Below are 25223 nucleotides of genomic sequence, written 5' to 3'. Positions count from 1 at the left end.
GACCTATAGAAAAACAGTTCTTGTTGAGGATCGTTTCCACAAAAGAACTGTTTATTATTCATTAGTTACTTATTTAACACAAGGTAATGTAATTGTGCAAACTGACCATACTGACGCACATCGGTTAATTCAAGATCATGTGTAACGTCGCTTTTCTGAAACAGCGGAATCCCTTTTCCGATAAGTGTTGGAGCAAGCGAAATAATAAATTCATCAATCAAATTTTTCTCAAGAAATTCATGCACAAGGACACCACCACCAATGAGCCAGATCGTTCCACCACTCTGCTCGTTTAATCGTTCAATAAGTGACGTCGGATCTTCAGATGTGAAAATCACATCTTCAGTGTTTTCTCTTGATTGAGTTGTATACACATAAGACATTTTCCCTTCATAAGGGTTTACTCCATCCTCCTGTTCCATGACCCAGTCATACGTCCGTCGCCCCATAATCATGGTGTCCACATCTTTCATGAAATCTTCGTACCCCGCGTCTCCTTCAGGCTCGATTTTGAAAAGCCAGTCAAGTGAATCATCTTCTGTTGCCACATAGCCGTCAACGCTTGTCGCGATATAAACAGATACTTTTCGTTTTGTCATTAAATTACTCCTTTTCAATGGATTTACCTTACCCTATTATAGGCTGTTCTTTACCAATTATTAAATCATTGATCATCAGTTTGTGCTCAGTAAAAAGCTGGTCAGGAAGGGCATCAAGCGAAAAGAATGCTGTCTTAAATGATTCATCACTTCCGCGCAGTTCACCTTCAAAATCGTGACAGCGAAAAAGAATTTGAACAGGCGAAACCTGATCACCGTTACCGAATGTTTTTTCCTTATCCGGGCCTGAATAAATCCCAAACAGCGACATTTCCTTTAGCATTAGCCCAGTCTCTTCTAACACTTCTCTCCTTGCCGTTTCCTGAACCGATTCATTAAAATCCATAAATCCACCAGGCAACCCCCACGACTCACTATCCGTACGAAGTTGCAGCAAAAGGCGATTCTCTTTATCAAAAACCATTGCTCCCGCGACGACCATAATCACTTTCTCGCGCCCTACCATAGAGCGTAAGTGCTGTATGTAATCCATGAATGACCTCCATTCCATACTTACCACTTACAACTATATTCATATTTGAAGCGCCTGTAAATGAGCATGAGGGATGTATTGCTATTCTGTTCCATAGAAAAAAGCCAGTGCACCGGGCACTGGCTTCGTATTTATTTGAATGATTTAACGCCTAAATAATGGTCTTGCCAAAAGTCGTAGCTAAGATCCGTGACTTCTACACCTTCGCTACCAGCGTGGATGATTTTGTTGTCACCGATATAGATTCCACTATGTGAAGCACCTTCTACATCATACGTGCCTTCAAAAAAGACTACATCTCCGATTGCTGGAGACGCTACTTCTGTTCCGTCATATTTCCACATATCACGTTCCGTTCGTGATATGTCGACGCCAGCTTCGTTAAACACATATTGGATGAAGCCACTGCTGTCAAACCCGTCTGGTGTCGTGCCTCCCCATACATATGGCGTTCCGATTAAGCTTTTCGCAGTGGATACGACGTCAGATTCGGAGACAGACTCAGTAGGTGCTTCATCTGAAGTCGGTTCTGTAACTCCGGAATTATCATTAGCAGATAGCGCACCCATAACCTCAGGTCCAGCTATACCGTCTACAGTAAGTCCCTTATCTGCTTGAAAATCTTCAACGGCATCTTCTGTGATCTGACCAAAAATACCATCGACGTGATAAGTATAGTAACCGAGTGATTCAAGTTCTGATTGCAGCGCCGTAACAGCCTCGCCACGATCCCCGCTCAGAACATTGATTGATGAACGAACTGTATCACTTTGCTTCACGTCATTTGAATCGACCTTCGCAAATGCCCCTTCACTTAAGAATGGAGAAAAGACCATCGCGGCCACCAAAGTAGATGAAACTACTGTTTTTCGTAGGGTAAATCTTGACTTCACGTAAATTCCTCCTGTAATTGATTCTAGCTGAAGTTTGCAACTTGATAGACAAATAAAAATTTAGGATATGTAACGATTGGCAGATGTTGCCGTGTGATTTCCACACGCCTTCGAGCCGATTCACTTAGTCTAACAGAAAAGTTCTGTAATGAGGTTTCACTGTCATTAAGCCTAGATGATCACTTTTTACAAAAAGATGTATCACTGTAATACCTTATCACTCATCCTACTTTCTTCCGTCTAATTAATATTTAGAAGCTCTATTAGTAGTGACCATACCTTCGTTTCATTTCTCCACAATCTATTAAAACGTGAGGTATGTCACATTTCTTTTTGATTCAATGATCTATAATAAAATTATAAATACCCCCTACGGTAATTAAAAAGGAGACGATCATATGAGTAAGAAAATAGTCATTGTTGGTGGCGTAGCAGGAGGATCAACAGCAGCGGCTCGTTTAAGAAGATTAGATGAAACCGCAGAAATTGTCATGTTTGATAAAGGTGAGTATATTTCTTATGCCAACTGTGGGCTCCCTTACTATATTGGTAGAACAATTGAAGACCGAAAGAAACTACTTGTCCAAACACCAGAAAGCATGGCAGCAAGGTATAACTTTGATATTCGTACCTTAAGTGAAGTGACACAGATTAATCGCACAAAGAAAACCATTTCTGTGCACGATTTAAAATCAGATCAAACTTACGAGGAAGCGTATGACCAACTGATTCTTTCACCAGGAGCGCGTCCAATTGTCCCACCGATCCCTGGTCTTAATGAAGCAAAGGCACTCTTTACACTTCGCAATATTCCTGATACCGATCGGATCAAAGCGTACGTTGATGTAGAGAAGCCATCACAAGCAGTTGTCATAGGCGGAGGGTTTATCGGAGTGGAAATGGCTGAAAACTTGAGCGACCTTGGCATGAACGTCACACTAATTGAAATGGCAAATCAAATCATGCCACCGCTCGATTATGAAATGGCCGCGATCGTTCACAAGCACCTTAGAGATAAAGGTATTGATCTGATTTTAAATGACGGAGTAAAGTCGTTTGAAGGCAATGGAACGAAAGTACTCACCGTAAGCGGAAAAGAGATTGATACGGACCTGATCATTTTGTCAATCGGCGTCCGCCCTGAAAATGAACTCGCTGTCCTTGCCGGTTTATCTGTAGGAACACGAGGTGGCATTCAAGTAAACGAATATCTCCAAACGAGTGATCCTTCCATTTATGCGATTGGTGATGCCATTGAAGTAAAATGTTACATTAACAAGCAACCAACCATGATTCCTTTAGCATGGCCTGCAAACAGACAGGGGCGCCTCGTTGCTGATAACATTTACGGCAAAAAAACGCCGTATAAAGGGACACTCGGTACCTCCATTGCCAAAGTGTTTGACTACACGGTTGCTACGACCGGTAATAATGAAAAAACCTTAAAAAGCCTTGGCATGGCTTACGAAGTTGTGCACGTTCATCCAGGTTCACACGCCGCATATTATCCAAACGCCTCTCCTATTGCCTTGAAGCTTATTTTCGATAAAGAAACCGGAAAGATCTTCGGTGTTCAAGCAGTCGGTAAGGATGGCGTGGATAAGCGAATCGATGTCATCGCCACCGCGATTAAAGGAGATTTAACCGTTCTCGACCTCCCTGACTTAGAACTTGCCTACGCGCCTCCTTACTCTTCTGCAAAAGATCCAGTGAATATGGCCGGATATGTAGCGAGTAACATCGTTGAAGGTATGATGGAAACCGTGCAGTGGCATGAGATTGATGCAATCGTGGAAAATGGGGGTACGCTCATTGACGTTCGAAACCCTGCAGAATTTGAAAAAGGTTTTATTAAGGGATCTATTAATCTTCCAGTTGATGAATTACGGAGTAAGCTTCATGAGCTGCCGCAGGGTGAAACGATTTATGTGCACTGTCAGGTTGGGTTAAGGGGGTATATTGCGACACGTATCCTTAGGGAGAATGGATTTCAGGCGGTTAATCTTGATGGAGGGTATCGGACTTATGAGCAGGTATATGAAGAAAAAGTTATAAAGGACTAGCAACTTATGTATTTCAATGAGGTAAAAACAAATGAGCTTCGAGAGATATTGCCTGTAATTGTAATGTATTACAAATTACCTACTAGATAATGCACCTCACTCGAATACCATAATTATAAAAGTGGCTTACCCTACCTCATATTATTTTGGTAGTGTAAGCCACTTTTAAGTTTAATATAAATTATATAACTCAACTCTACACTTTTATTCGATTATGCATCGCGAGAACCGTCCCAGCGATTCAAAACAAAAAACCCTCAACACAATCGTGTCGAGGGGTCATTCTTATATCTTAGTAAGTCGTCATATACTGTTCGCGTTCCCAAGGGTGTACTTGTGTACGGAACATATCCCATTCGATTTCTTTTGCTTCGATGAAGTGCTCGGCTGCGTGCTCGCCTAGAGCTTTCATCATGACTTCGTCTTTCTTAAGAAGTTCAAGCGCATCGTGAAGTGTTGCTGGAAGGTCTGTGATGCCTTCTTCTACACGTTCTTGCTTATCCATCACGTAGATGTTGCGCTCTGTTGGAGCTGGTGGCGTCATTTTGTTCTTGATCCCGTCAAGACCAGCTGCAAGTAGGGCTGCCATTGCAAGGTACGGGTTTGCAGATGGATCTACGCTACGTACTTCGATACGTGTGCTGATTCCGCGGGAAGCCGGAACACGGATAAGCGGGCTACGGTTACGAAGAGACCACGCTACGTAGCAAGGCGCTTCGTATCCAGGTACAAGACGCTTGTAAGAGTTCACTGTAGGGTTTGTGATCGCTGTGAACGCTTCAGCATGCTTCATTGTTCCTGCGATGAATTGACGTGCTGTTTCGCTTAGGCCAAGCTCATCTTTTGGCTCATAGAATGCATTTTCTCCGTCTTTAAAGAGGGACATGTTCGCATGCATACCAGATCCGTTAACACCGAATAGTGGCTTCGGCATGAACGTTGCGTGCAGGCCGTGCTTACGAGCGATTGTTTTAACCGCTAGCTTAAACGTCTGGATGTTGTCACATGTTGTGATCGCATCAGCGTATTTAAAGTCGATTTCGTGCTGTCCTGGCGCTACCTCATGGTGAGATGCTTCGATTTCGAAGCCCATGTCTTCAAGCTCAAGAACGATATCACGACGGCAGTTTTCACCAAGGTCTGTTGGGGCAAGGTCGAAGTATCCGCCTTTGTCGTTAAGTTCAAGCGTTGGTTCACCGTTTTCGTCCATTTTGAATAGGAAGAATTCTGGCTCTGGTCCAATATTGAAGTCAGAGAATCCAAGGTCTTCCATTTCTTTTAGAACACGTTTTAGAACTGAACGAGGATCCCCTTCGAATGGCGTGCCATCCGGGCTATAGATGTCACAAATAAGACGAGCGACTCTTCCTTTTTCAGATGACCATGGGAAGACAACCCATGAATCAAGATCCGGGTAAAGATACATATCGGATTCCTCAATGCGCACGAAGCCTTCGATCGAAGAACCGTCAAACATCATTTTATTATCAAGAGCTTTCTCAAGCTGATCAACTGGAATTTCAACGTTCTTAATAATCCCTAGTAGGTCAGTAAACTGCAAGCGAATGAACTTAACGTTCTCGTCTTGCGCCATTTTCTTAATATCGTCTGCTGTGAATTTGTTCGCCATGTAAAATGAATCCTCCTTAAGAAATAAAAAGATTTAGTGAATCCTTAGGAATACCGAGTGCTACACGCTTGCTCTCTCCACTTGAGGACAGTTTCAAGCAATCCCAAAATTCAGAATCGCATTAACATTCGAAATTGCCGCTCCCTTCTTCACTTACTCTCATCATACACGAATATTTACGTTATCGTGTTAACGTACGTTAGATTATCTAACATGCTTTTTCGCGCAAAAAAAGGCAGGGACTGAAATTCCTACCTTTTACCCTTATGAAACGGAGATCAAACCTTTTTTTAACAAATCATCGACGGCACGAAGCACGCTGATTTTGACGTGTTCAAATGTTAGGCCGCCCTGTACATATGCAACATACGGCGGTCTTAACGGTCCGTCAGCTGATAATTCAAGGCTCGCACCTTGAATAAACGTTCCAGCTGCCATGATGACATCATCCTCGTATCCTGGCATATAGGCAGGTTCCGGGCGAACGTGTGCATTAATTGGAGATGCTGCCTGGATTGCCTGACAGAACGCAACCATTCGTTCCCTGTCATCGAACTGAACCGATTGAATCAGATCGGTTCGCTTACTGTTCCAGTGAGGGGTTGTGTTAAACCCTGCTACTTCAAGAAGCGCAGAGCTATACACAGCTCCTTTCACTGCTTGACCTACCGTGTGAGGTGCGAGGAAGATGCCTTGATACATTTCCTGTAGCGAATACAGCGATGCCCCTACTTCTCTTCCGATTCCAGGGGACGTTAAACGATAGCCGCAAAGCTCAACGAGATCTTCTCTTCCTACAAGGTAACCACCCGTTTTGACGATACCTGCTCCTGGGTTTTTTATTAACGATCCTGCGATAAGATCTGCCCCAACGTGACATGGCTCTTGCTCTTCCACAAACTCTCCATAACAGTTATCAACGAAAACAATCACATCTTCTTTGAGCGATTTAACAAATCCAATCATTTCTTCGATTTCTGCGATGGTAAATGACGGTCGATTCGCATATCCTTTGGACCGTTGAATCCCTATCATTTTTGTTTGCGGTGTGATGGCATTCTTCACAGCATCAAAATCCACTGCTCCGTTTGATAACGGAATCGCTTGATAGCCAATATGAAAATCCTTTAACGATCCGTTTCCTTCACCGCGCGTTCCGACGATTTCTTCTAACGTATCGTACGGTGCACCAGTTATATAAAGAAGTTCATCATTTGGGCGCAGTACGCCAAATAGCGCAGTTGAAATCGCATGCGTCCCAGAGACGATTTGAGGTCTCACGAGTCCTGCTTCGCCACCGAATACGTCCGCATAAAGCTGTTCGAGCGTATCACGACCCGTATCGTCATAGCCGTACCCTGTGGAAGGTGTGAAATGAAAGTCGCTAATGCGATTTTTGTGAAATGCCTCAAGAACGCGGTATTGATTTGCTTCGACGCGTGTATCGATTTCTCTTAAAACAGGCTGGATCTTTTCTTCTGCCTGTTGTGATAGTGTTTTCAGTTCTTCTTGATGTGTAAAATTCATAAACATAGTTTTCTACTCCTAGTCGTTGTTCCACTCGTTAATAATGCGCTTGTATAAATGTTCAGGAGCGTATCCCTTACATCGATAGTGATCTTTTTCTTCATCCCATTTACGCTCAATTAGAACCGTATTCCGCTGCAAGTAAGCGAGCTTGTCGCCCTGGTCCGCATTAATCGAAATCGAAAAATACTCCATCTGCTTTAACACTTCACTTTGTAGACGGTCATTCAATCGCTTCAAATCAGTCTGCTTTAGCGCTGAGATGAGAATTTGTTCATTCACGCTACTTTGCACAGACGGATCGGCTCGATCAATCTTATTAAAGACGGTAAGGACGGGTATATGTGATGCCTTTAAATCTTTTAATAGCTTAAGTACAATTTCTTCATGACGCTCTCGATCAGGATGAGACGCATCAATAACATGAAGAATCAAATCCGCTTCTGTTGCTTCTTCCAGCGTTGATTTAAACGAAGCGACAAGCGTTGTTGGTAGGTCCTGTATGAACCCTACCGTGTCTGTTAACAGCACATTGTAGCCATTCGGAAGCTTCAGCTGTCTCGTCATCGGATCAAGTGTCGCAAATAGCTTGTCCTCTTCATAGGAATCAGCTTTTGTTAACCGATTAAAAATGGTTGATTTCCCTGCGTTCGTATACCCAACTAACGCTACTTGAAGCGTTTCGTTCCGCTTTCGCCGCGCCCGGTACTGATCACGGTGTTTCACCGTATTGTCGAGCTGACGTTTCAGGTCTGTGATTCGGTTACGAATATAACGACGATCCGTTTCAAGCTTTGTTTCCCCTGGTCCTCTTGTCCCAATACCGCCTCCAAGCCTTGATAAGGACGTCCCCTGTCCTGCAAGGCGCGGCAGCATGTATTGAAGCTGAGCGAGTTCAACCTGAAGCATGCCTTCTCGTGATCTCGCTCGCTGTGCGAAAATGTCTAAGATAAGCTGTGTGCGGTCAATGACGCGCGCATCCAACGCTTCGGATAAGTTTCGAAGCTGACTTGGTGATAGTTCACTGTTGAAGATGACAATCGTTGCTTCCTTTTCTTCAATTAACTCTGCCAGCTCTTCGACTTTTCCTTTTCCTATAAAAGTAGCTGAATGAATCCGCTCCCGCTTTTGTGAGAGGGTGCCTTCTACAACGCCGCCAGCTGTTTCTGTTAACGCAGCCAGTTCATCCATCGTATAGGCAAACTGTTCGTCGGTTTGATTTTGAAGCTGAATGCCGATTAAAATCGCCGGTTCAGCTGCTTCAATTCGTTCTTTATTCAAATGTACGTTCCCTGCCTTTATCAATCAGTCTGTTCCCATCATACCAGATGCGCATTTAATCTTCTATAGGGATGTCTTCTGGTAAGAGCAGCTCAAGCGCCGAGCGATCAATGACGTCTGCCTGTAGCAAGCGGACTGCTTGCTTACGGATTGCTTTTTCAATGATGTTTCGAACGAAACGACCGTTGCTAAACGTACTTGTTTCCCGTTCACGCTTTTTCACAAAGCTTTGCTTTAGCTTCCACTCTGTCTCTCTTGAAAAACGATACTGTCTCTCGGCTGCCATCTTTTTCGCGATCTCAAGCAGCTGCTCATTCGAATAGTCCGGAAAATCAATGACGAGCGGAAAACGAGACGGCAAGCCTGGATTTAGCGAAAGGAAGTGCTCCATTTCATCTGAATAACCTGCTAGGATAAGAATGAAATCTTTATGGTGATCTTCCATCGCCTTCACAAGCGTATCAATCGCTTCTTTCCCAAAATCCTTTTCGCCTCCGCGCGCAAGCGAATACGCTTCATCAATAAACAAAATGCCGCCTTTTGCTTTTTTCACAAGCTCTCTCGTCTTTTGAGCGGTATGACCAATGTATTCCCCAACGAGATCGGCTCTTTCCACCTCGATCAGGTGTCCTTTAGAAAGCACATTCATCTCGAGAAAAAGCGTTCCTAACAGGCGAGCTACCGTTGTTTTCCCGGTGCCGGGATTTCCTTTGAACATCATGTGGAGCGCCTGCGTATTTTGTTTTAAGCCATTTTCCTCTCTGCACTTGTTCACATAAAGCCAGGCATACACTTCTTTTAATAAATGTTTCATCTCTTTTAAGCCGATTAGCTGTTCCATTTCCTGCTGAATGCGTTCAAGCGGCATATGCTTTTTCGTTGCTTGACTTAGTGCGGCATCCGCCGTCTCTTGAATCCCTTCGGTTTGTCGAAGGACGATGTTAATTTGACCTTTTCGCTGCGTTACGGTTTGCTGCACGGTGCTCACCTCGCTTTATTCTCACACGATAGTATACGCACCTGCCCAGAATCCGTGACAAACGCCCAAAAGAAAAACACTCGTTAGGAGTGTTTAACTTGCCCCAATCCGTTCAACAAACGATTCAGGAATATGAATTTTCGGTTCAGCCTTCTTTGCTTTATAAGATCTGTAGTGTGTAAGGACCTCGCCTTTTTCGACGACATCAATTTCAAGTATGTGTCGATCTGAACGTTCGAGGATCTTCATGAATATATCGCCTTCGTGAAGCGTATATAAAACAAAACGACTTCTCAAATGAGAAATCTCTTTCTTCTGCACTTCAGGAAGCTCGGTGAAAATGTCATAAAAGTGCTGCATCGAAGCAACATGTTTCCCTTTACCTGCTGCTTTCGTAACGCTAACAATTTGTTCCGCTTTATTCCTAATTTTCTCTACAATTTTATTCATGTGTCCTCTCCATCATTATTTAATTTCTGGAAGGTTTCGAACTTCACTCATCATCTCAGCGCCACATAATGGGCAAGCCGGTGTATCAGAAAACGAGTAATCGGCTCGCATCCAGCCAGCACAATCTCCACTCGAACAAGACCAGACGTCTGTATCTACTTCTGGAATAGGTTCCTGCTGCTGTTTTGAAAAAAAGGCCATGTCTAACCGCTCCTTTACGATTTGGTTATCACTAGTATTTCCAATTATCCCAAAAACATGTAACCCTTTGTAAACAAGTCGTGCAAAGATTTTGTTATAATGGAACAAAATGAGAGGTGATCATCGAATGGAGCTTTTTAATCAGTCGCTTCCAGACTTTCTAGAAGAGTACTTGCAGTCGCTCGAACGAAAAGGGCGTAAGGCTTCTACTCTTCGCCGCTATCGCTATGACCTTGCCGATTATACCGTCTGGCACCGAACGCTCCATCGAAAGGTCGATTTCGAGAACTTTCGTAATCTGACAACGGAGCAGCTTCAGGAGTACGTGCGCTATTTGCATCTTGAGCGTCATTATTCTGAGCGGACGTTAAAGAGAATTATGACTGTATTAAATCAAGTATATCGTTATTATATGTCGTTAAATCGAACAAAGACCAATCCAATGAAAGAAGTCGTCCTACCAACAAACGAAGACGCCGGTTATATCGAAACCGATTTTCTAAAAGAGGAAGAAGCTGAAAAGCTGCTTAAGACGATCGTATCGCTTGACGATTTAACGGACAACCAGTTAAGAGCGCGTGAATTTCTGATTGATCGAAATTTAATTATCGCCAGGCTCTTCCTGAATTACGGATTAACGTTACAAGAGCTCTGTTCGCTTTCCATGAAAGACATTTCTTTCGAACAAAATGAACTAAGCGTCACTTCGGCATTAGGAAAACGAACGATCCAGTTAGATCCTGATCATAAGAAAATTTTGTTCGACTATTATCACACGATTCCAGCGCCGGTTAGACCAAGACTTCATAGCGACGATCCGCTTTTTGTTTCGTTCGACTTTCAACGGCAAACGTATCGCTGGAGTTATGAAGTTGATCGCCCGAAGCGGTTAACAGAAATTGCCGTACAAAAAATGATTCGCCTTGAAGTTCAGCGAGCTGGAATCCGTAAAGGTGTGTCCGCTCAGCATATGAGACGAACATGCGTCATCAAAGCCATTGAAAATGATCTTTCTGTCGATCAGCTACGGATGCAATTTGGTCTTAAAGCCGACCTTACCCTGAAACGCTATTTTGATTATATGGAAAAGCAGCAAATTTCATCATAGTAAATATGAAAAAGTCCCTCATCCTGCTTTAACCAGAACGAGGGACTATGTGTTTACTTGTCAGACTCAAAATTTATTTCAACGGATCGCTGTGGAGCGAACGTAGAAATGGCGTGTTTGTAAATCAACTGTTGTTTTCCGTCGGACTCAAGGATAATCGTGAAATTATCAAATCCTTTAATTGTCCCTTTTAGCTGGAATCCGTTTAGCAGGTACACGGTTACAAAAACGTTATCTTTTCTTAATTGGTTCAGGAATTGATCCTGGATGTTAATTTGCTGCTTCATTGTCAGTCCTCCTCTTTTTCTCTAAAGGCATTCCTTAACTACATTTCTATCTTTCTGCTAACTTTCCTGCAACAACTTTCAAGATTTCGTTAATTTTTTCTTCACGATGCGCCGTCATGTCATACCAGTCCATCGCCATTTGATGACGAAACCACGTGAGTTGCCTCTTTGCATAACGTCTTGAGTTCTGCTTTAACTCAAGGACCGCCTCTTCTAATGAGATCCGATCTTCGAGATAATTGTAGATTTCTTTGTAGCCAATAGCCTGAACGGATTGACAGTGACGAATGCCATTCTTGTAGAGCCGCTGTGCTTCTTCAAGAAGCCCATCCTCCATCATATTGTCGACTCGCTTGTTAATTCGCTCATACAGGATATCACGATCCATCGTAAGACCGACATTTACAAGATGATAGGGAGATTCCTCAGGCAAAGCATCTTTTGAAGCGGATACGGGCTCACCTGTTACGTGATACACTTCTAATGCCCGAATGACCCTTCGTACATTATTTGGATGGATTGCTTCATAGCTCACTGGATCAACATCTTTTAATCGCGCGTGAAACGTTACCGCCCCTTCTTCTTCTGCTTGTTGCTCAAGTTGCTGGCGGTATGCCGGATCTTCCTTTGCTTCTGAAAAAGCGTACTGATGGGTCACGGATTTCACGTAAAGACCCGTTCCCCCAGCAATAATCGGCACTTTGCCTCTGCTATTAATATCCGCAACAAGCTCTGTCGCAAGCTTTTGAAATTCAGCAGCTGAAAAGCTTTCCTTTGGTTCCTTAATATCTATTAAATAATGGGGAATACCTTCCATCTCTTCTTCCGTGACTTTCGCTGTTCCTATGTCCATGCCACGGTAAATTTGCATCGAATCACCGCTAATGATTTCCCCGTCAAGCGCCTTCGCAAGTTCAATGCTTGTCTTTGTTTTACCAACAGCTGTCGGACCTAAAACCGTTACTAGTTTTTGTTTATCCATTACTCTCACGTACTTTCCTGCATTCTTTTCTCATTGTGCTCGTTACATAACCCGCTTAAACATTTTTTCCATTTCATACGTCGAATAATGAATAATAATCGGTCGTCCATGTGGACATGTATACGGATCAACGGATTGTCTAAGCGTTTCTAATAGCGTGAACACTTCGTCATCACGAAGATGACGGTTAGCCTTAATCGATTTCTTACAGGACATCATAATGGCCGCTTCTTCACGTAGCTTCTTCACATCAATTCTGCGATTATCAACGACCTCCTGAATTAATTCCTCAATCGTATTTTGTTCAGCGCCTTTGGGGAACCAAACTGGGTGAGCGCTGACCATATAGCTGTTGGGACCGAATGACTCTAAGAAAACGCCAACTTTCGCAAGGTCATCAATCCGACTATCAATGATTGCAGACTCCGACGTGTTGTATTCAAGCGTAATCGGAACGAGAAGCTCTTGTACAACTGGATCGATCTCACCTACTTTTTCACGATAAAACTCGTACTTTATTCGTTCCTGAGCGGCGTGCTGATCGATGATATAAAGCCCATTTTCATTCTGTGCTAGGATATACGTTCCGTGCATTTGACCGATCGGGTAAAGCGGCGGGATTCGTGAATCACTATTTGTCTCCTTCACAAAGTCCATGGCCATCTCAAGCTCATCTCGGGTTTCCGATCGCGTGGAATGTGTGGTAGGGGCCATCGACTCGTATGACTCTGTTTGCATTTCTTCTTTTATACTAAAAGGTTGAAGGAAATCATTCTGCGGCTTCGACTGCTCTTCCGAATGTTCCACCTTCCCTTTCGTCCATTCTTGACGAATCGGTATTTCTTCCGGCTCATTTTCATGAACATTGTGTTGAAACTGGAATGCCGGCTGCTCGCTTTCTTCTTCTTTTTTCTTTGGAGGAGCTTGCTCAGGAATGAGCTCAATTTTCTTAAAAAGACCTTTTATCGCATTCTCAATCGCAAGAGCAAGGTCCTGTTCCTTACTTATTCGCGCTTCCAACTTTGAGGGATGTACGTTTACATCGATGAGCGTTGGGTTCATTTTAATATGAAGCACAACGATCGGATAGCGTCCGATTGGAAGAAGCGTATGGTAGCCCTGCTGTATCCCTTTTGAGATCGGAAAATTTTTGATGTAACGACCGTTAATGATGAGTGAAATGTACTGACGAGAAGCGCGCGTTAACTCTGGCTTTGCTGCATAGCCGCTAACAGAAAAGTCGATTGTCTCTGCTTTTAGTGGGAGCATTTTACGTGCCGTGTTATAGCCATAAATCGCCGCAATCACTTGTAGAAGATCACCATTTCCTGTTGTTGATAACAGCTTCTTCTCATTATGAAAGAAGCGGAAGGCAATGTCCGGATGAGCCATCGCCTGACGGTTAATGACGTCCGCTACGTTCGCAAGCTCGGTATGAACGGTTTTCATGTGCTTCAGACGTGCAGGAGTGTTGTAAAACAAACCCGTAATTGTCATTTCCGTTCCTTTACGACTGTCGGTCGCTTTAAACTCTGCTACTTTTCCCGCTTCAATCTTGACGTACGTTCCAGCCTCATCACCTGTTGAGGTTTTCAATTCTAAGTGAGACACCGCCGCGATACTTGGAAGTGCTTCTCCTCGGAAGCCGAGCGTTTCAATCTGAAACAAGTCACGCTCGTTTTTTATTTTGCTCGTTGCATGACGGAAGAAAGCGAGTTTGCAGTCTTCCTCGTCCATGCCGCTTCCATTATCTACGATGCGAATTTTGGAAAGACCGCCCTCTTCAATTTCAATTGTGATTTCACTGCTTTGTGCATCTATCGCATTCTCCACAAGTTCCTTCACAACAGAGGCCGGTCTTTCCACCACTTCACCGGCAGCTATTTTGTTTGAAAGCTGATCATCAAGCTGTACGATCTTTCCCATCTTCCTCACCCTTTCTCTATGACTTTAAGTGCTTCTTTAATTCGTATAGCGTATTAATCGCATCCATCGGCGTCATTTCCATAATATCCACTGACTTTAATCGATCAAGGATCGCTTTCTCCCCTGATGTACGAGCGGGCTTTTTCTTATCCTCCTCCTGATCGAAGAAGGCAAGCTGCGCTTCGTCTTCTTTTACTTCAGGACGAGGTTTCTCTACAGGTACTTTCGGCGCTTTCACGACATCCGTTTCCGCCTCAAACTCAGCTAGTATAGCTTCTGCACGCTGAATGAGTGCATCGGGTAAGTTCGCAAGTTGCGCTACATGAATACCGTAACTTTTATCAGCTGATCCGTCATGCACGCGGTGAAGGAAAACAACTCGTCCCTTTTCTTCAACTGCTTTAACGTGAACATTCTTTACACGATCAAGATCTTCCTCAAGCGATGTCAGTTCATGATAGTGTGTGGAAAACAGCGTCTTTGCTCGTACTTCACTATGCACATATTCAATGATTGACTGTGCAAGCGCCATACCGTCATATGTTGATGTTCCGCGGCCAATTTCATCAAGCAATATCAAGCTATCTTGCGTGGCACGGGTAATCGCGTAGTTCGCTTCAAGCATTTCCACCATAAACGTACTTTGTCCCGCTGCAAGGTCATCCGCCGCACCAATTCGAGTGAAAATCTGGTCAAACACAGGAAGTACTGCGGATTCTGCCGGAACGAAGCAGCCGATTTGACCGAGAATGGAAATGAGCGCAAGCTGGCGCATATACGTACTTTTACCACTCATGTTAGGACCTGTAATTAAGAGGATTTCACGATCACGATCCATCATCACGTCATTCGCAACATATTCTCTGCCTTTCAACATTTTTTCAACTACCGGGTGACGTCCGCCTTCAACCGCTACTTTACGCTCTTTTGAAAAGATCGGTTTGGTGAAACGATTTTCTTCACTTACAACCGCAAACGATTGAAGAACGTCAAGCTCGCTAATTTTTCTCGCAAGTTGTTGAAGCTCAGGGATATAGGCTTTTACTTCTTCACGCAGGTTCGTAAACAAGCTATATTCTAGATCCACAATCTTTTCTTCCGCTTCTAAAATAAGCGTTTCTTTTTCTTTCAATTCCGGGGTAATAAAACGCTCCGCATTGGAAAGCGTCTGTTTCCGCTCATAGCGCCCTTCTGGGAGATTCGCTAGGTTTGATCGCGTTATTTCAATATAATAGCCAAATACTTTGTTGTAGCCAATCTTAAGCGATTTAATGCCAGTCCGCTCACGCTCTTGCATTTGAAGCGCCGCGATCCAATCTTTGCCGTTACGGCTCGCATCACGGTATTTATCAAGATCAGCATGATAGCCGTCTCGAATCATTTGCCCTTCTTTCACTGAAAGCGGCGGATTGTCTTCAATCGCTTCTTGCAGTAGCCCAACGAGGTCATCACAAGGAAGAATTTCTTCCGCAAGCTCTTTTGCATACGGGTTATCAAGAGAACCCACCGCTCGCTTGATCTCTGGAATTTTCTCAAGCGATTTTCGTAGCTGGACGAGGTCACGCGCATTGAGGTTTCCAAACGCTACTTTTCCTGCAAGTCGCTCCAGATCATAAACCCCTTGAAGCTGTTCACGAATCGTCTCACGTTCAAAAAACTGCTTCATTAGTGTCTCAACAAGTTCCTGGCGCTTCTCAATTTCTCGTTGTTGTAAGAGTGGTCGCTCTACCCACTGCTTTAATAAACGTCCTCCCATTGCCGTTACCGAACTATCTAAGAACCAAACGAGAGAGCCTGTCCGCTTTTTATCGCGAATCGTCTCAACAAGTTCAAGGTTACGTTTTGAATTCACATCAAGTTTCATGTATTGAGAAACATGGTAGTGACGAAGCGGCTGGAGGTGATCCATCGATCGCTTCTGTGTACGTATTAAGTACTGAAGCAGTCTGCCAAACACTTGAAGAAGCTTAGGCTGATCGATATGGTTGCTTAACATTTTGAGTGAATCTGGAATTGTCACGTCATCCTCAATTGATACAGTCACAGTCATGCGCTCTTGAATCGCGTTCGATAGCGCTTCGCTATCGCTCGCAAGAATTACTTCACGCGGGGCAAGATTTGAAAGCTCACCAATCACTTCATGATGGTCACCAGCTAAAATCGTTGCCATGGATTCACCCGTCGTTAAATCATTTGCTGCTAGCGCAAACGTCTCATCATCAAACGATGAGATTGCGACAATGTAGTTATTTTCTTTTTCTTTAATTAAATGGTCTGACATAACCGTTCCAGGTGTAATAAGCTGAACAACTTCTCTTCGAACGACACCTTTCGCCTGTTTCGGATCTTCCGTTTGCTCACATATCGCAATTTTGTATCCTTTGGTTACAAGCTGGGATATATAGTTTTCAGCAGAATGATACGGGACACCACACATCGGAATCCGACCTTCTCCCCCACCATCTCTGCTTGTTAATGTAATTTCCAATTCCTTCGATGCACGCATCGCGTCATCAAAAAACATTTCATAAAAATCGCCTAAACGAAAAAATAAAAAGGCATCCTGGTACTCTGCCTTAATTCGCAAATATTGTTCCATCATCGGGGTATAACGAGCCATGTTTCTTCTCCACCAATCTTAAATCTAGTCACCTAACAGTATAGCATATCAGTAAAGCGGAAGCCTCGGTTTAGGCACAGCACTGGAACCTTTTCATTAGGGCATTGTGTTCAGAGGTGAAGGGATCGGGTGTCTGGAGGCTAAAGCTGGATCAGTAAACGAAAGCTTCTGTTTCATCAGTCGTACTTTACCACAAAATAAAAACCAGGAAGAAGGTTTGCTTCTCCCTGGACGCACTATTCTTCAAGATCACCAATTAAGAAGTTCGGATCTAAATCCTCAAACTCTTCATCATCTACATCATAATCCCAATCATCGTCATCGTCTTCACAGCCATCCGGATTTACGTAGACGCAAATCTTCGTTTCACCGATAACTTCTACAAGAAATTCTCTTTCCACTTGTACAATCACCTTATGACCGCTCGGCGCAATAGTCGCTTCGAGACAGTTAGGCTCCTGAATTGCTTTTGCCACTACTTCATCAGCAACACAGTCTTTGTCTTTGTAGCGAAGAGGAATTTCTTCATGGTATTTAACTGTTTCGGTTACGACTTCTGTTTTGGTATTATGGCTGTAAGAATACCAGATATTAATGTCATAAGATCCTTCAACTAGGACAACGTCACCACGCTTTTTGGCAGTGAATTGGTTGTTAATAATCCAGCAACCCAGAATACTAGAAGGCTTATGGGTTGGTGTTACTGTGTTTGTATCCTGTGTAAATTTACGCCCTTTTCCGCAAACAGCTTTGGCGAATATCTCTCTGTAATTATATTCCTCTGACATCGATCATACCTCCTCTTCCAATCTTCATTCTCATCCTATGCAAGACAAACGACCATTGTTCCTCTTTTTTTCTTACAGCAAAAAAACATAACCAACACCATAGAATAAAAGTTTTTTATATATAAAGGCTGTTCCACTATCAGTCTATGTCTCGAATGTCCAATGCTTTACAACCTTTTGTTATTTTTTTAAAAAAGTACGGTATGTGAAAATTATTATTAGTATAAAACGAAGCCTCAGAATAATTTTTTCCTTCCAGGCTTATAGGTACTGATCTACAATCCTTAACAAACGATCAGAGTCTTCTGATAGGACCCCTTCAGCTAACCGTGCACCAGCAATAATCGGTGCCCACTCCAGGATCACTTCTTTTAATTCACCGGTTTTCATGCAGTAAAGCTTTAAATACAGATCCGCTAAATCACTTGAAAATTGAGTGTACAAGAGATACGTTCTGCATACGTCTGCTCGGCTATCCCCCGCACTTGCATCTACCCAATCAATGATCGTCACTTGATCGCCCATGACCAGATTAAATAGATGCAAATCACCGTGGCACAGCTGCTTCTTAACAGGCATTTCCTTTAACTTACAGAGCAATGCTGCTTTTTGCTTTTGACTTAACTCGTTCGCTTCTTCTATTTGTCTCGTTAATTTTTCAGTCATCGGTTCAAACGAATCTGCGCTGATTTGGTGAATGCTGTGTTGAATGTTAACGGAAAGTTCCATATATACCTCAGCACGATCCCGATTTTCTAAAAGAAGATCACCTAATGTACGGCCGCTCATTTTTTCCATGATAATGGCCTGTTTACCGTCTATTTTCGTTACCTCAAAGATATTAGGGACTGGAAGACCTTTTGATAAGGCATAACGTTGCTTCTTCGCTTCATAGGAAGAGGTTCCATCTGGGAGGTCTTCGCGGAATACCTTCACAATCTTGTCATGAATCTGGTATATGGTGGCTGTATTTCCCTCAGCGACTGGATGACCAAGTTTCATTCTAATTCCCCTCTCTTCCTAGTTCCGTGGCTTTGCATTTCTCATTCGACACATAGACCAATGGAGCGTTGTTTGTTGTATTTCATCATAGCTGTCCCACAAATGCTCAACAAACCTCACTTCGACTTGGCGACGGAATAACTCCTCCAAAGGATTTTCAACCTTCCATTTATTCATAGGCACTTGAGTCCTTTCACTGACGTAATAGCCAGCATTGTCATCCTGAAGGCAAAAAAAATCCGGATTAAACTCATACACGTAGAGTTCGGTGTTAGTCATCCTGTCAAACCAACTGTTCTCAACGATGACAACATGGCGAGAGCACGACGTGAGATACATTTCCTTATCAGCTTCTGATGTATTGGACCCAATGTGAAAACAAACGCGTGGACAATTCCGGGGTGTTAAAAAGTTCGGTAAACAGGTTTCGTTAACAGCCCATACAAGTCCTTTTGATTGGTCAAGATCTTTACGCGTTGGAATGCGCGGCAGAAATTCTTGAATGTCATCTTCTTCACTAACATGAAAAATGCGCAAACGAGCGCCTCCTTTAAGTTTAACGGGTCTTATTTAGTAAGAGAGCGAACTTCTTTCGTTATGTAATGAGTGAACGTCATTAATTCTTCTTGCTTAAATTCATAAGTGCTTTCTCCATCCTCAATACAATGAACGGCTTTTTCAACAGTTAACCTAAGCTCTCTTGGAAGGGAAGTTATTCCCCAGTCACCTGCTTCTTTTTTTGATGAAATCACTTCCTCTTTCACATACCAATAAACGCGTAACATGTTATGGATGCTATAAATAGGGTGACGATTTATATCTTCTACACATTCCTCGAAGTCAATTAAAATAGAAGAAAGATAATCTTCTTTAGGCACAATAGGAAAAATTCGGTCAATCGGTTCCCCATCGAGACAAATCCCTCGCTCTGTCGTGATTGTTATATGAGCTGCAAGGTCTGAGTCTTTGTAGACTTCTGCATTTAAGTATTCACTTCCGTTTGTTTCTAAATCACGTTTATAACGCTCTCTCCAAAATTCGCTAAAATGGAAATCGTACTCACTCGGGTGTTCCCAATTCTTCAGGTGCCTTTCCTGAAGGATACTCATTTCGATCGGATAGGGCTTGTTGGAGGAAAATAAATACAATTGCGCTAACTCTTTTTTCGCTTGAACACTAACGCCCTTTTTGGTTATGATTAAAAAATCGACATCGCTTCGGTTGGAATTAAACCCACCCATCGCTAACGAACCGTGGAGATAGAAACCTATGTAATGACTTCCAAGTATTTTTTTCGTTTCCTCCATTAGTTGTTTAACAAAATCAGCTACTTCAGTGGAGCAGGTTTGCCAGTTAGACATGATTAGTTCACCATCCCTTCATACAAATGAAACCTAACTCTGTTCCCATTTAATCGCATCAACAATCAGCGAAACAAATCCCAATTTCCCTTCAGCATTTCTTTGATCAAATCGCTTCGATCGATAGATAAAACCATCTTTTTCATCCCAATCGTTATAAATAAACTCGCCTTGTTCATTGCAATATTCAAGCAAACGCACTTGATAACCTGCTTCTTCAAACATGGATGTTAGCGTCTTGTAATTATGAACAGGATGATCCTTAGGTCCTGGGCCTCCTACTTGCACACCTTTTTGATAAGCTTTATCTGGAAAATACCCGTCCGGCACGGCACAACGAATATACCCGTTTCTCATTAAATACGGATAGCAGGTTTCCGCTGCTTTCTTCCCTTCTTCATAGGTTAAGTGCTCCCATACGTGCTCCGCCAAAATAGCACGAATGGAGGACTCGTCAAAACGTGCTTGCCACTGTAGCCCGTTTAATAGATCGAGCTCGGACTCCTGTGTTTCGATCCAGCCAGGGTTATTCGAATAGTCTCCTGCTCCAATGACAACTCGGGTGCTTTCCTCTCTTTGCACTTCAATTACCTACTTCCCCAATTTGATTTAACTTCGTTTATGACTATTTCAGGGCTATCCCAATGCAACATATGGGTCGTTTCCGGTATAAGTTTAACCGAACAACCTGTTTTCTCTTTAAAAATGGTTGAAGTTAGCTGCCGCTTCTCCTGTAAATGCTCAGGTAACGTTGCTCTTAATAAAATGATCGTTGAAGGTAACGCGTCATAAAGATCAATCGTCTCATGTTTGTGCATGGCTTGAATGATGTACCCAGCCGTCTTTCCTCTCGCATGCCAGTAGAAATTACCATTTTTCTCTATAGCGAGATCTTTTGCAGCCAGGTCCAACAGCTTCGAACGTCTTGTTACGCTTCCATAAGCCGCCTCATCTAAAAATTTTTTCCACGAATCGACATACTCTTCAAAGTCCTGTTCATAGAAAGCAGCCTCTTCTTCCATCGACTGATTCCCTAGACGTTTTGTTTGATAGCCGCCATCAATTAAAATGCTTCCAATAACGCGTTCACCATAATAATAGAGATAATATAGCGCTAGAAAACTTCCCCAGGAATGGGATAACAAATAAAAGTCATGTATTTGAAGCTCATCTATGATGTTGTCCAACCAACAAGCCATTTGAGGCATTTCATATTCTTCTGCATGCTTAAAAGGTGGTGTGCTTCCATGACCTGGCGCATCTATTGCAATGATGTGATAGTGATCTTTTAGCTCCTCGGCTATTTCGATAAAAGATAGACTTGTGCTTCCTAATCCGTGCAAACAGATGATAACCGGAAACTCTTTTTCTCCCCATTCAGTGAGGTGAACATGCGTCGTTTCATTTTTAATACTATATCGTTTCACCGCGCGATCCCCCCGATTCTCCCTACTTCTTAGAACATCCTCTTCGCTTATATTAGCATAATGATCCAGATATTTAAGAGAATATTTCGAAAAAATACTTTGTATGGCATGAAAAAAAGCCTTCCAGTGTAGTGGAAGGCTTTTAGATTCATTTTATTTGTGCTTACTTACATCCATGTCCCTGCTGACTTGAACCAGTTGTTCCTTCAAGAACATTTCCACCAGTGGACTCGATGATCTCATCTGTTACCGTGTTAGAAATCGTGTTTGCGACAAGCTGAAGAAGGTCATTCACATCTGACTGCGAGCGTTTGAATTCCTGTACAACTGGAATCTCATCAAGCTGCTGCATCAGCTTATCAATGCGCTCATCTTTCTCCTTTAACGCTTCATGCTTGCTGTAGTGCTGAAGGTTCACTGCTTCTTTTTGCTCTAATTTAATACGCGCAATCAAGCTTTGCACTTTTTTGTTTTCATTGATCTTTTCTTCAGCACGCTTGAAGAAATCGACTTCTTCTGTTTCAGAAACGAGCTTCGCAAGATCTTTTGCTTTTGCAATAACTTCCATTCTAGATACCATTATGCATTCACCTCAGCCGTTTTTTCAATATATTCGCCATCAAGCGACCACGTTTTTGCTTTTGTGATTTTCACTTGAACGATTTGACCAATTAACGATTTTGGACCTCTAAAGTTTACTACTTTATTCTTGCTTGTGTAGCCAGAAAGCACATCTGCGTTTTTCTTACTTTCCCCTTCAACAAGCACTTCCACGATTTGACCCTCAAAAACAGCGTTGTTTTTCGCAGCCATTTCGTTTACGAGTGCATTCAAGCGTTGCAGGCGTTCTTTCTTAACTTCCATTGGGACGTTATCTTTCATTTTAGCAGCTGGTGTACCATCACGCTGCGAATAAATGAACGTATACGCACTGTCATACTCGACTTCCTTCACGAGTTCCATCGTCTCTTCGAACTGTTCATCCGTTTCGTTAGGGAAACCTACGATGATATCTGTTGTAAAGGTTGCGTTTGGCATTACGTTTTTAATCTTGCGAACAAGCTCTAAATACGTTTCGCGCGTATAGCGGCGGTTCATTAACTTCAGAACCTCATTGCTTCCACTTTGAACAGGAAGATGGATATGATCGACTAAATTGCCACCCTGACCAAGTACTTCTACAAGACGATCATCAAAGTCACGTGGGTGACTCGTTGTGAAGCGAACTCTAGGAATATCAATTTTATGAATCTCGTTCATCAGGTCACCGAGACCATATTCAATGTCTTCTAAATCTTTCCCGTAGGCGTTTACATTCTGTCCGAGGAGCGTCACTTCTTTATAGCCTTTTGCGGCTAAATGGCGTACTTCCTGAATGATATCTTCAGGACGACGGCTTCTTTCTTTACCTCGTGTATAAGGCACGATGCAATATGTACAGAATTTATCACAGCCGTACATGATGTTAACCCACGCTTTGATTTCGCCTTTTCTCGTTCTTGGAAGGTTTTCAATAATGTCGCCTTCTTTAGACCAAACTTCCATCACCATTTCTTTCCCAAAGACGGCCTGCTCCATTAGTTCAGGAAGACGGTGAATGTTATGTGTACCAAAGATTAAATCAACAAACTGATGCTTCTGCATGATGCGGTTGACCACAGATTCTTCCTGTGACATACAACCACATACGCCAATGATCAGGTCCGGGTTTTCCATCTTTAATGGTTTTAAATGGCCTAGCTCACCAAATACTTTGTTTTCCGCATTTTCGCGAATCGCACACGTATTCAGGAGAACAACATCTGCTTCCGTTACCTCAGTTGTAGCTTCAAAGCCCATTTCTTCAAAAATTCCTGCCATTACTTCCGTATCATGTTCATTCATTTGACATCCGTACGTACGAATCAAAAACTTCTTATCTTTCCCAAGGTTTTTAATATTCTCTGGAATTTCAAAATCGTAATGAACGTTTACATTTTCTTTTCCTCTGCGCTTGGCATCTTTTAAGTTAGGTGCCTGATACGTTGTCTGGAAATACTTCGCGTAATCTTCCGTCGTTTTCTCTGTTTTCTTTACATTGATCTGCGAATCCAGCCGTTGCTGTTCGTTCATGTCGCTCGACCCCTTTCTAATTAAAAAGGATGACCCTGCTATGAAAAAGAGCTTAATGCTCCTAAACTTAGAAAAACCTCGCTAATAGAAATCCATTCTATAAAAGCTTCCGTTTTATTCGTTATCCTTTAATGTCAATTAAGAAATGTGAAACTAATGCACATTCCTTTATTATAAGGGGTTCAGAGTATTTAATCAATAAAACCTGGAAAAGCCTAAGAGCACGATTTAGTGAACAATTTATAAAATGACTTCACTAGCCGAAAAAAAGAGGAGGACCATCCCCCCTCTCTCTTTCATTTATAGGATTCCAAGCTCTTTTGCAGACTTCTCAAATGCGTCTAAAGCTTCTTGAAGATCTTCTTTTGAATGCTGCGCCGTTACGATCGTACGAACGCGACCTTTTCCTTTTGCAACCGTTGGGAACGCAATACCCTGCGCAAAAACGCCGTTTTCAAACAGTTTATCGGAAAACTTGTGCGTAAGTGCCTCATCACCAATGATCACTGGCGTCACCGGTGTTTCACTTATACCAGTGTCAAAACCAAGTTCTTTCAAACCAGCTTTAAAGAACTTCGTGTTATCCCAAAGTTTCTCAATCAATTCAGGTTCTTCTACAAGAACGTCAATTGCAGCTGAGCAAGCAGCAGTGACTGCAGGTGGGTGAGATGTACTAAATAAGAAAGGACGGCCTTTGTGAATCAAATAATCGCGAAGTGTTTTCGTACTTGCAATGTAACCACCAAGAACGCCAATCGCCTTACTAAGCGTCCCAACCTGAATGTGAACGCGTCCGTTTAAGCCGAAGTGGTCAACCGTTCCACGACCGTTCTCACCAAGTACACCACTTGCATGAGCGTCATCCACCATCACAAGCGCATCGTATTTCTCACAAAGCTCCACAATTTCAGTAAGTGGCGCAATGTTTCCATCCATTGAGAAAACGCCGTCCGTTACAACAAGACGCGTGCGATAATCTTGCGTTTCTTTTAATGCATTCTCGAGGTCTTCCATGTCTGTATGCTTGTAAATACGACGTCCCGCTTTTGTTAAGCGAATGCCATCGATAATCGAAGCGTGATTTAGTTCATCCGAAATCACGACGTCTTCTTTTGTTAGAATCGCTGAAAGGACTGCCTGATTGGTGGCAAATCCGGATTGGAGAACGAGTGCCGCTTCCGTATGTTTAAATTCAGCAAGCTTTTCTTCAAACTGTTCATGCATAGAAAGCGTCCCAGCAATCGTACGTACAGACCCTGTTCCTGCACCGTATTTTTCAACCGCTTCAATCGCTGCTTGCTTCATTTTCGGATGGTCCGTTAGCCCTAGATAGTTGTTTGACGAAAGCTGAATGACATTTTTTCCTTTAATCGTAACGCGTGATCCTTGAGCAGACTCAAGTGGAATCAAGTTACGAAAAACGCCTTCCTCCTGCATTTGATCAAGCTCTTTTTGGAGATATTCAAAACCTTTCATTGATCGGCCTCCTTAATA

24 protein-coding genes are annotated in these 25223 nt (G+C 42.9%); 2 read left to right on the top strand and 22 right to left on the bottom strand.

The features are described from left to right. Window positions 1-65: 65 nt before the first annotated feature. From PQ511_RS03110 to PQ511_RS03100, 3 genes are all read right to left on the bottom strand, one after another. Window positions 66-599 carry a dihydrofolate reductase family protein gene (locus PQ511_RS03110; protein ID WP_273850457.1) on the bottom strand — a complete coding sequence of 178 codons (534 nt, stop codon included), beginning with the start codon at window positions 597-599 and terminating at the stop codon, window positions 66-68. Window positions 600-627: 28 nt separating this feature from the next. Then, window positions 628-1092, bottom strand: coding sequence for an NUDIX hydrolase (locus PQ511_RS03105; protein ID WP_273850456.1), 465 nt, complete (start codon window positions 1090-1092; stop codon window positions 628-630). Window positions 1093-1223: 131 nt separating this feature from the next. After that, on the bottom strand, window positions 1224-1985 hold the full coding sequence (locus PQ511_RS03100; protein ID WP_273850455.1) for a C40 family peptidase: 762 nt from the start codon (window positions 1983-1985) through the stop codon (window positions 1224-1226). A 398-nt stretch (window positions 1986-2383) separates the two neighbouring features. Between PQ511_RS03100 and PQ511_RS03095 the strand changes: the two genes are divergently transcribed. Further along, on the top strand, window positions 2384-4048 hold the full coding sequence (locus tag PQ511_RS03095; protein ID WP_273850454.1) for a CoA-disulfide reductase: 1665 nt from the start codon (window positions 2384-2386) through the stop codon (window positions 4046-4048). Between the two features lie 292 nt (window positions 4049-4340). Here the strand turns inward: PQ511_RS03095 and glnA are convergent, their stop codons facing one another. The 6 genes from glnA to PQ511_RS03065 all read right to left on the bottom strand — a co-directional run bounded on the left by glnA (window position 4341) and on the right by PQ511_RS03065 (window position 10116). Beyond that, the gene (gene glnA, locus PQ511_RS03090) at window positions 4341-5678 is read right to left on the bottom strand and encodes a type I glutamate--ammonia ligase (RefSeq protein WP_273850453.1); all 1338 of its coding nucleotides are present in this window, start codon (window positions 5676-5678) and stop codon (window positions 4341-4343) included. Between the two features lie 264 nt (window positions 5679-5942). Next, window positions 5943-7211, bottom strand: coding sequence for a methionine gamma-lyase family protein (locus tag PQ511_RS03085; protein ID WP_273850452.1), 1269 nt, complete (start codon window positions 7209-7211; stop codon window positions 5943-5945). Window positions 7212-7223: 12 nt separating this feature from the next. Beyond that, window positions 7224-8486: a GTPase HflX gene (gene hflX, locus PQ511_RS03080; RefSeq protein WP_273850451.1), complete on the bottom strand. Its 1263-nt coding sequence runs from the start codon at window positions 8484-8486 to the stop codon at window positions 7224-7226. 55 nt (window positions 8487-8541) lie between these two features. Then, a complete protein-coding gene (gene spoVK / locus PQ511_RS03075) occupies window positions 8542-9465 on the bottom strand; it encodes a stage V sporulation protein K (RefSeq protein ID WP_273850450.1) in 924 nt (307 codons plus the stop codon). 93 nt (window positions 9466-9558) lie between these two features. Continuing rightward, complete coding sequence (locus PQ511_RS03070; protein WP_273850448.1) at window positions 9559-9915, bottom strand: hypothetical protein; 357 nt, start codon at window positions 9913-9915, stop codon at window positions 9559-9561. 15 nt (window positions 9916-9930) lie between these two features. Continuing rightward, window positions 9931-10116 (bottom strand): cold-shock protein, encoded by a 186-nt coding sequence (locus PQ511_RS03065; protein ID WP_224600068.1) that lies wholly within the window; start codon window positions 10114-10116, stop codon window positions 9931-9933. 127 nt (window positions 10117-10243) lie between these two features. On the opposite strand from PQ511_RS03065, the gene PQ511_RS03060 reads away from it, so the two are divergent. Next, on the top strand, window positions 10244-11224 hold the full coding sequence (locus PQ511_RS03060) for a tyrosine-type recombinase/integrase (RefSeq protein ID WP_273850447.1): 981 nt from the start codon (window positions 10244-10246) through the stop codon (window positions 11222-11224). Between the two features lie 53 nt (window positions 11225-11277). On the opposite strand, the gene hfq is transcribed toward PQ511_RS03060, so the two are convergent. The 13 genes from hfq to PQ511_RS02995 all read right to left on the bottom strand — a co-directional run bounded on the left by hfq (window position 11278) and on the right by PQ511_RS02995 (window position 25205). Further along, window positions 11278-11511 (bottom strand): RNA chaperone Hfq, encoded by a 234-nt coding sequence (gene hfq, locus PQ511_RS03055; RefSeq protein WP_048309744.1) that lies wholly within the window; start codon window positions 11509-11511, stop codon window positions 11278-11280. A gap of 46 nt (window positions 11512-11557) precedes the next feature. Then, entirely contained in the window at window positions 11558-12502 is a 945-nt protein-coding gene (gene miaA, locus PQ511_RS03050) for a tRNA (adenosine(37)-N6)-dimethylallyltransferase MiaA (RefSeq protein WP_273850446.1), read from the bottom strand. Between the two features lie 33 nt (window positions 12503-12535). Further along, entirely contained in the window at window positions 12536-14419 is a 1884-nt protein-coding gene (gene mutL / locus PQ511_RS03045; protein ID WP_273850445.1) for a DNA mismatch repair endonuclease MutL, read from the bottom strand. Between the two features lie 16 nt (window positions 14420-14435). Continuing rightward, complete coding sequence (gene mutS, locus PQ511_RS03040) at window positions 14436-17039, bottom strand: DNA mismatch repair protein MutS (protein ID WP_273850444.1); 2604 nt, start codon at window positions 17037-17039, stop codon at window positions 14436-14438. A gap of 236 nt (window positions 17040-17275) precedes the next feature. After that, window positions 17276-17827: an outer spore coat protein CotE gene (gene cotE, locus PQ511_RS03035; RefSeq protein WP_273850443.1), complete on the bottom strand. Its 552-nt coding sequence runs from the start codon at window positions 17825-17827 to the stop codon at window positions 17276-17278. A gap of 261 nt (window positions 17828-18088) precedes the next feature. Further along, the gene (locus PQ511_RS03030) at window positions 18089-18829 is read right to left on the bottom strand and encodes a phosphotransferase family protein (protein WP_273850442.1); all 741 of its coding nucleotides are present in this window, start codon (window positions 18827-18829) and stop codon (window positions 18089-18091) included. Window positions 18830-18847: 18 nt separating this feature from the next. After that, the gene (locus tag PQ511_RS03025; protein WP_273850441.1) at window positions 18848-19366 is read right to left on the bottom strand and encodes a DUF6886 family protein; all 519 of its coding nucleotides are present in this window, start codon (window positions 19364-19366) and stop codon (window positions 18848-18850) included. A gap of 29 nt (window positions 19367-19395) precedes the next feature. Further along, window positions 19396-20190 carry an aminoglycoside adenylyltransferase domain-containing protein gene (locus PQ511_RS03020; protein WP_273850440.1) on the bottom strand — a complete coding sequence of 265 codons (795 nt, stop codon included), beginning with the start codon at window positions 20188-20190 and terminating at the stop codon, window positions 19396-19398. Window positions 20191-20223: 33 nt separating this feature from the next. Next, window positions 20224-20772 carry a class I SAM-dependent methyltransferase gene (locus tag PQ511_RS03015; protein WP_273850439.1) on the bottom strand — a complete coding sequence of 183 codons (549 nt, stop codon included), beginning with the start codon at window positions 20770-20772 and terminating at the stop codon, window positions 20224-20226. A gap of 5 nt (window positions 20773-20777) precedes the next feature. Further along, on the bottom strand, window positions 20778-21617 hold the full coding sequence (locus tag PQ511_RS03010) for an alpha/beta hydrolase (protein WP_273850438.1): 840 nt from the start codon (window positions 21615-21617) through the stop codon (window positions 20778-20780). Window positions 21618-21780: 163 nt separating this feature from the next. After that, window positions 21781-22197, bottom strand: a complete 417-nt coding sequence (locus PQ511_RS03005) for a YlbF/YmcA family competence regulator (protein ID WP_224600078.1) — start codon at window positions 22195-22197, stop codon at window positions 21781-21783. Next, entirely contained in the window at window positions 22197-23729 is a 1533-nt protein-coding gene (gene miaB / locus PQ511_RS03000; protein WP_273850437.1) for a tRNA (N6-isopentenyl adenosine(37)-C2)-methylthiotransferase MiaB, read from the bottom strand. The genes PQ511_RS03005 and miaB overlap by 1 nt, the downstream gene beginning before the upstream one ends. Window positions 23730-24029: 300 nt before the next feature. Continuing rightward, window positions 24030-25205 carry a glycine C-acetyltransferase gene (locus PQ511_RS02995; RefSeq protein WP_273850436.1) on the bottom strand — a complete coding sequence of 392 codons (1176 nt, stop codon included), beginning with the start codon at window positions 25203-25205 and terminating at the stop codon, window positions 24030-24032. Window positions 25206-25223: the final 18 nt, after the last annotated feature.

Origin of the sequence: Guptibacillus spartinae (assembly GCF_028610625.1) — a bacterium.
Classification (GTDB): Bacteria; Bacillota; Bacilli; order Bacillales; family Guptibacillaceae; genus Guptibacillus; species Guptibacillus spartinae.
This window is presented reverse-complemented; position numbering and strand designations above follow the sequence as displayed.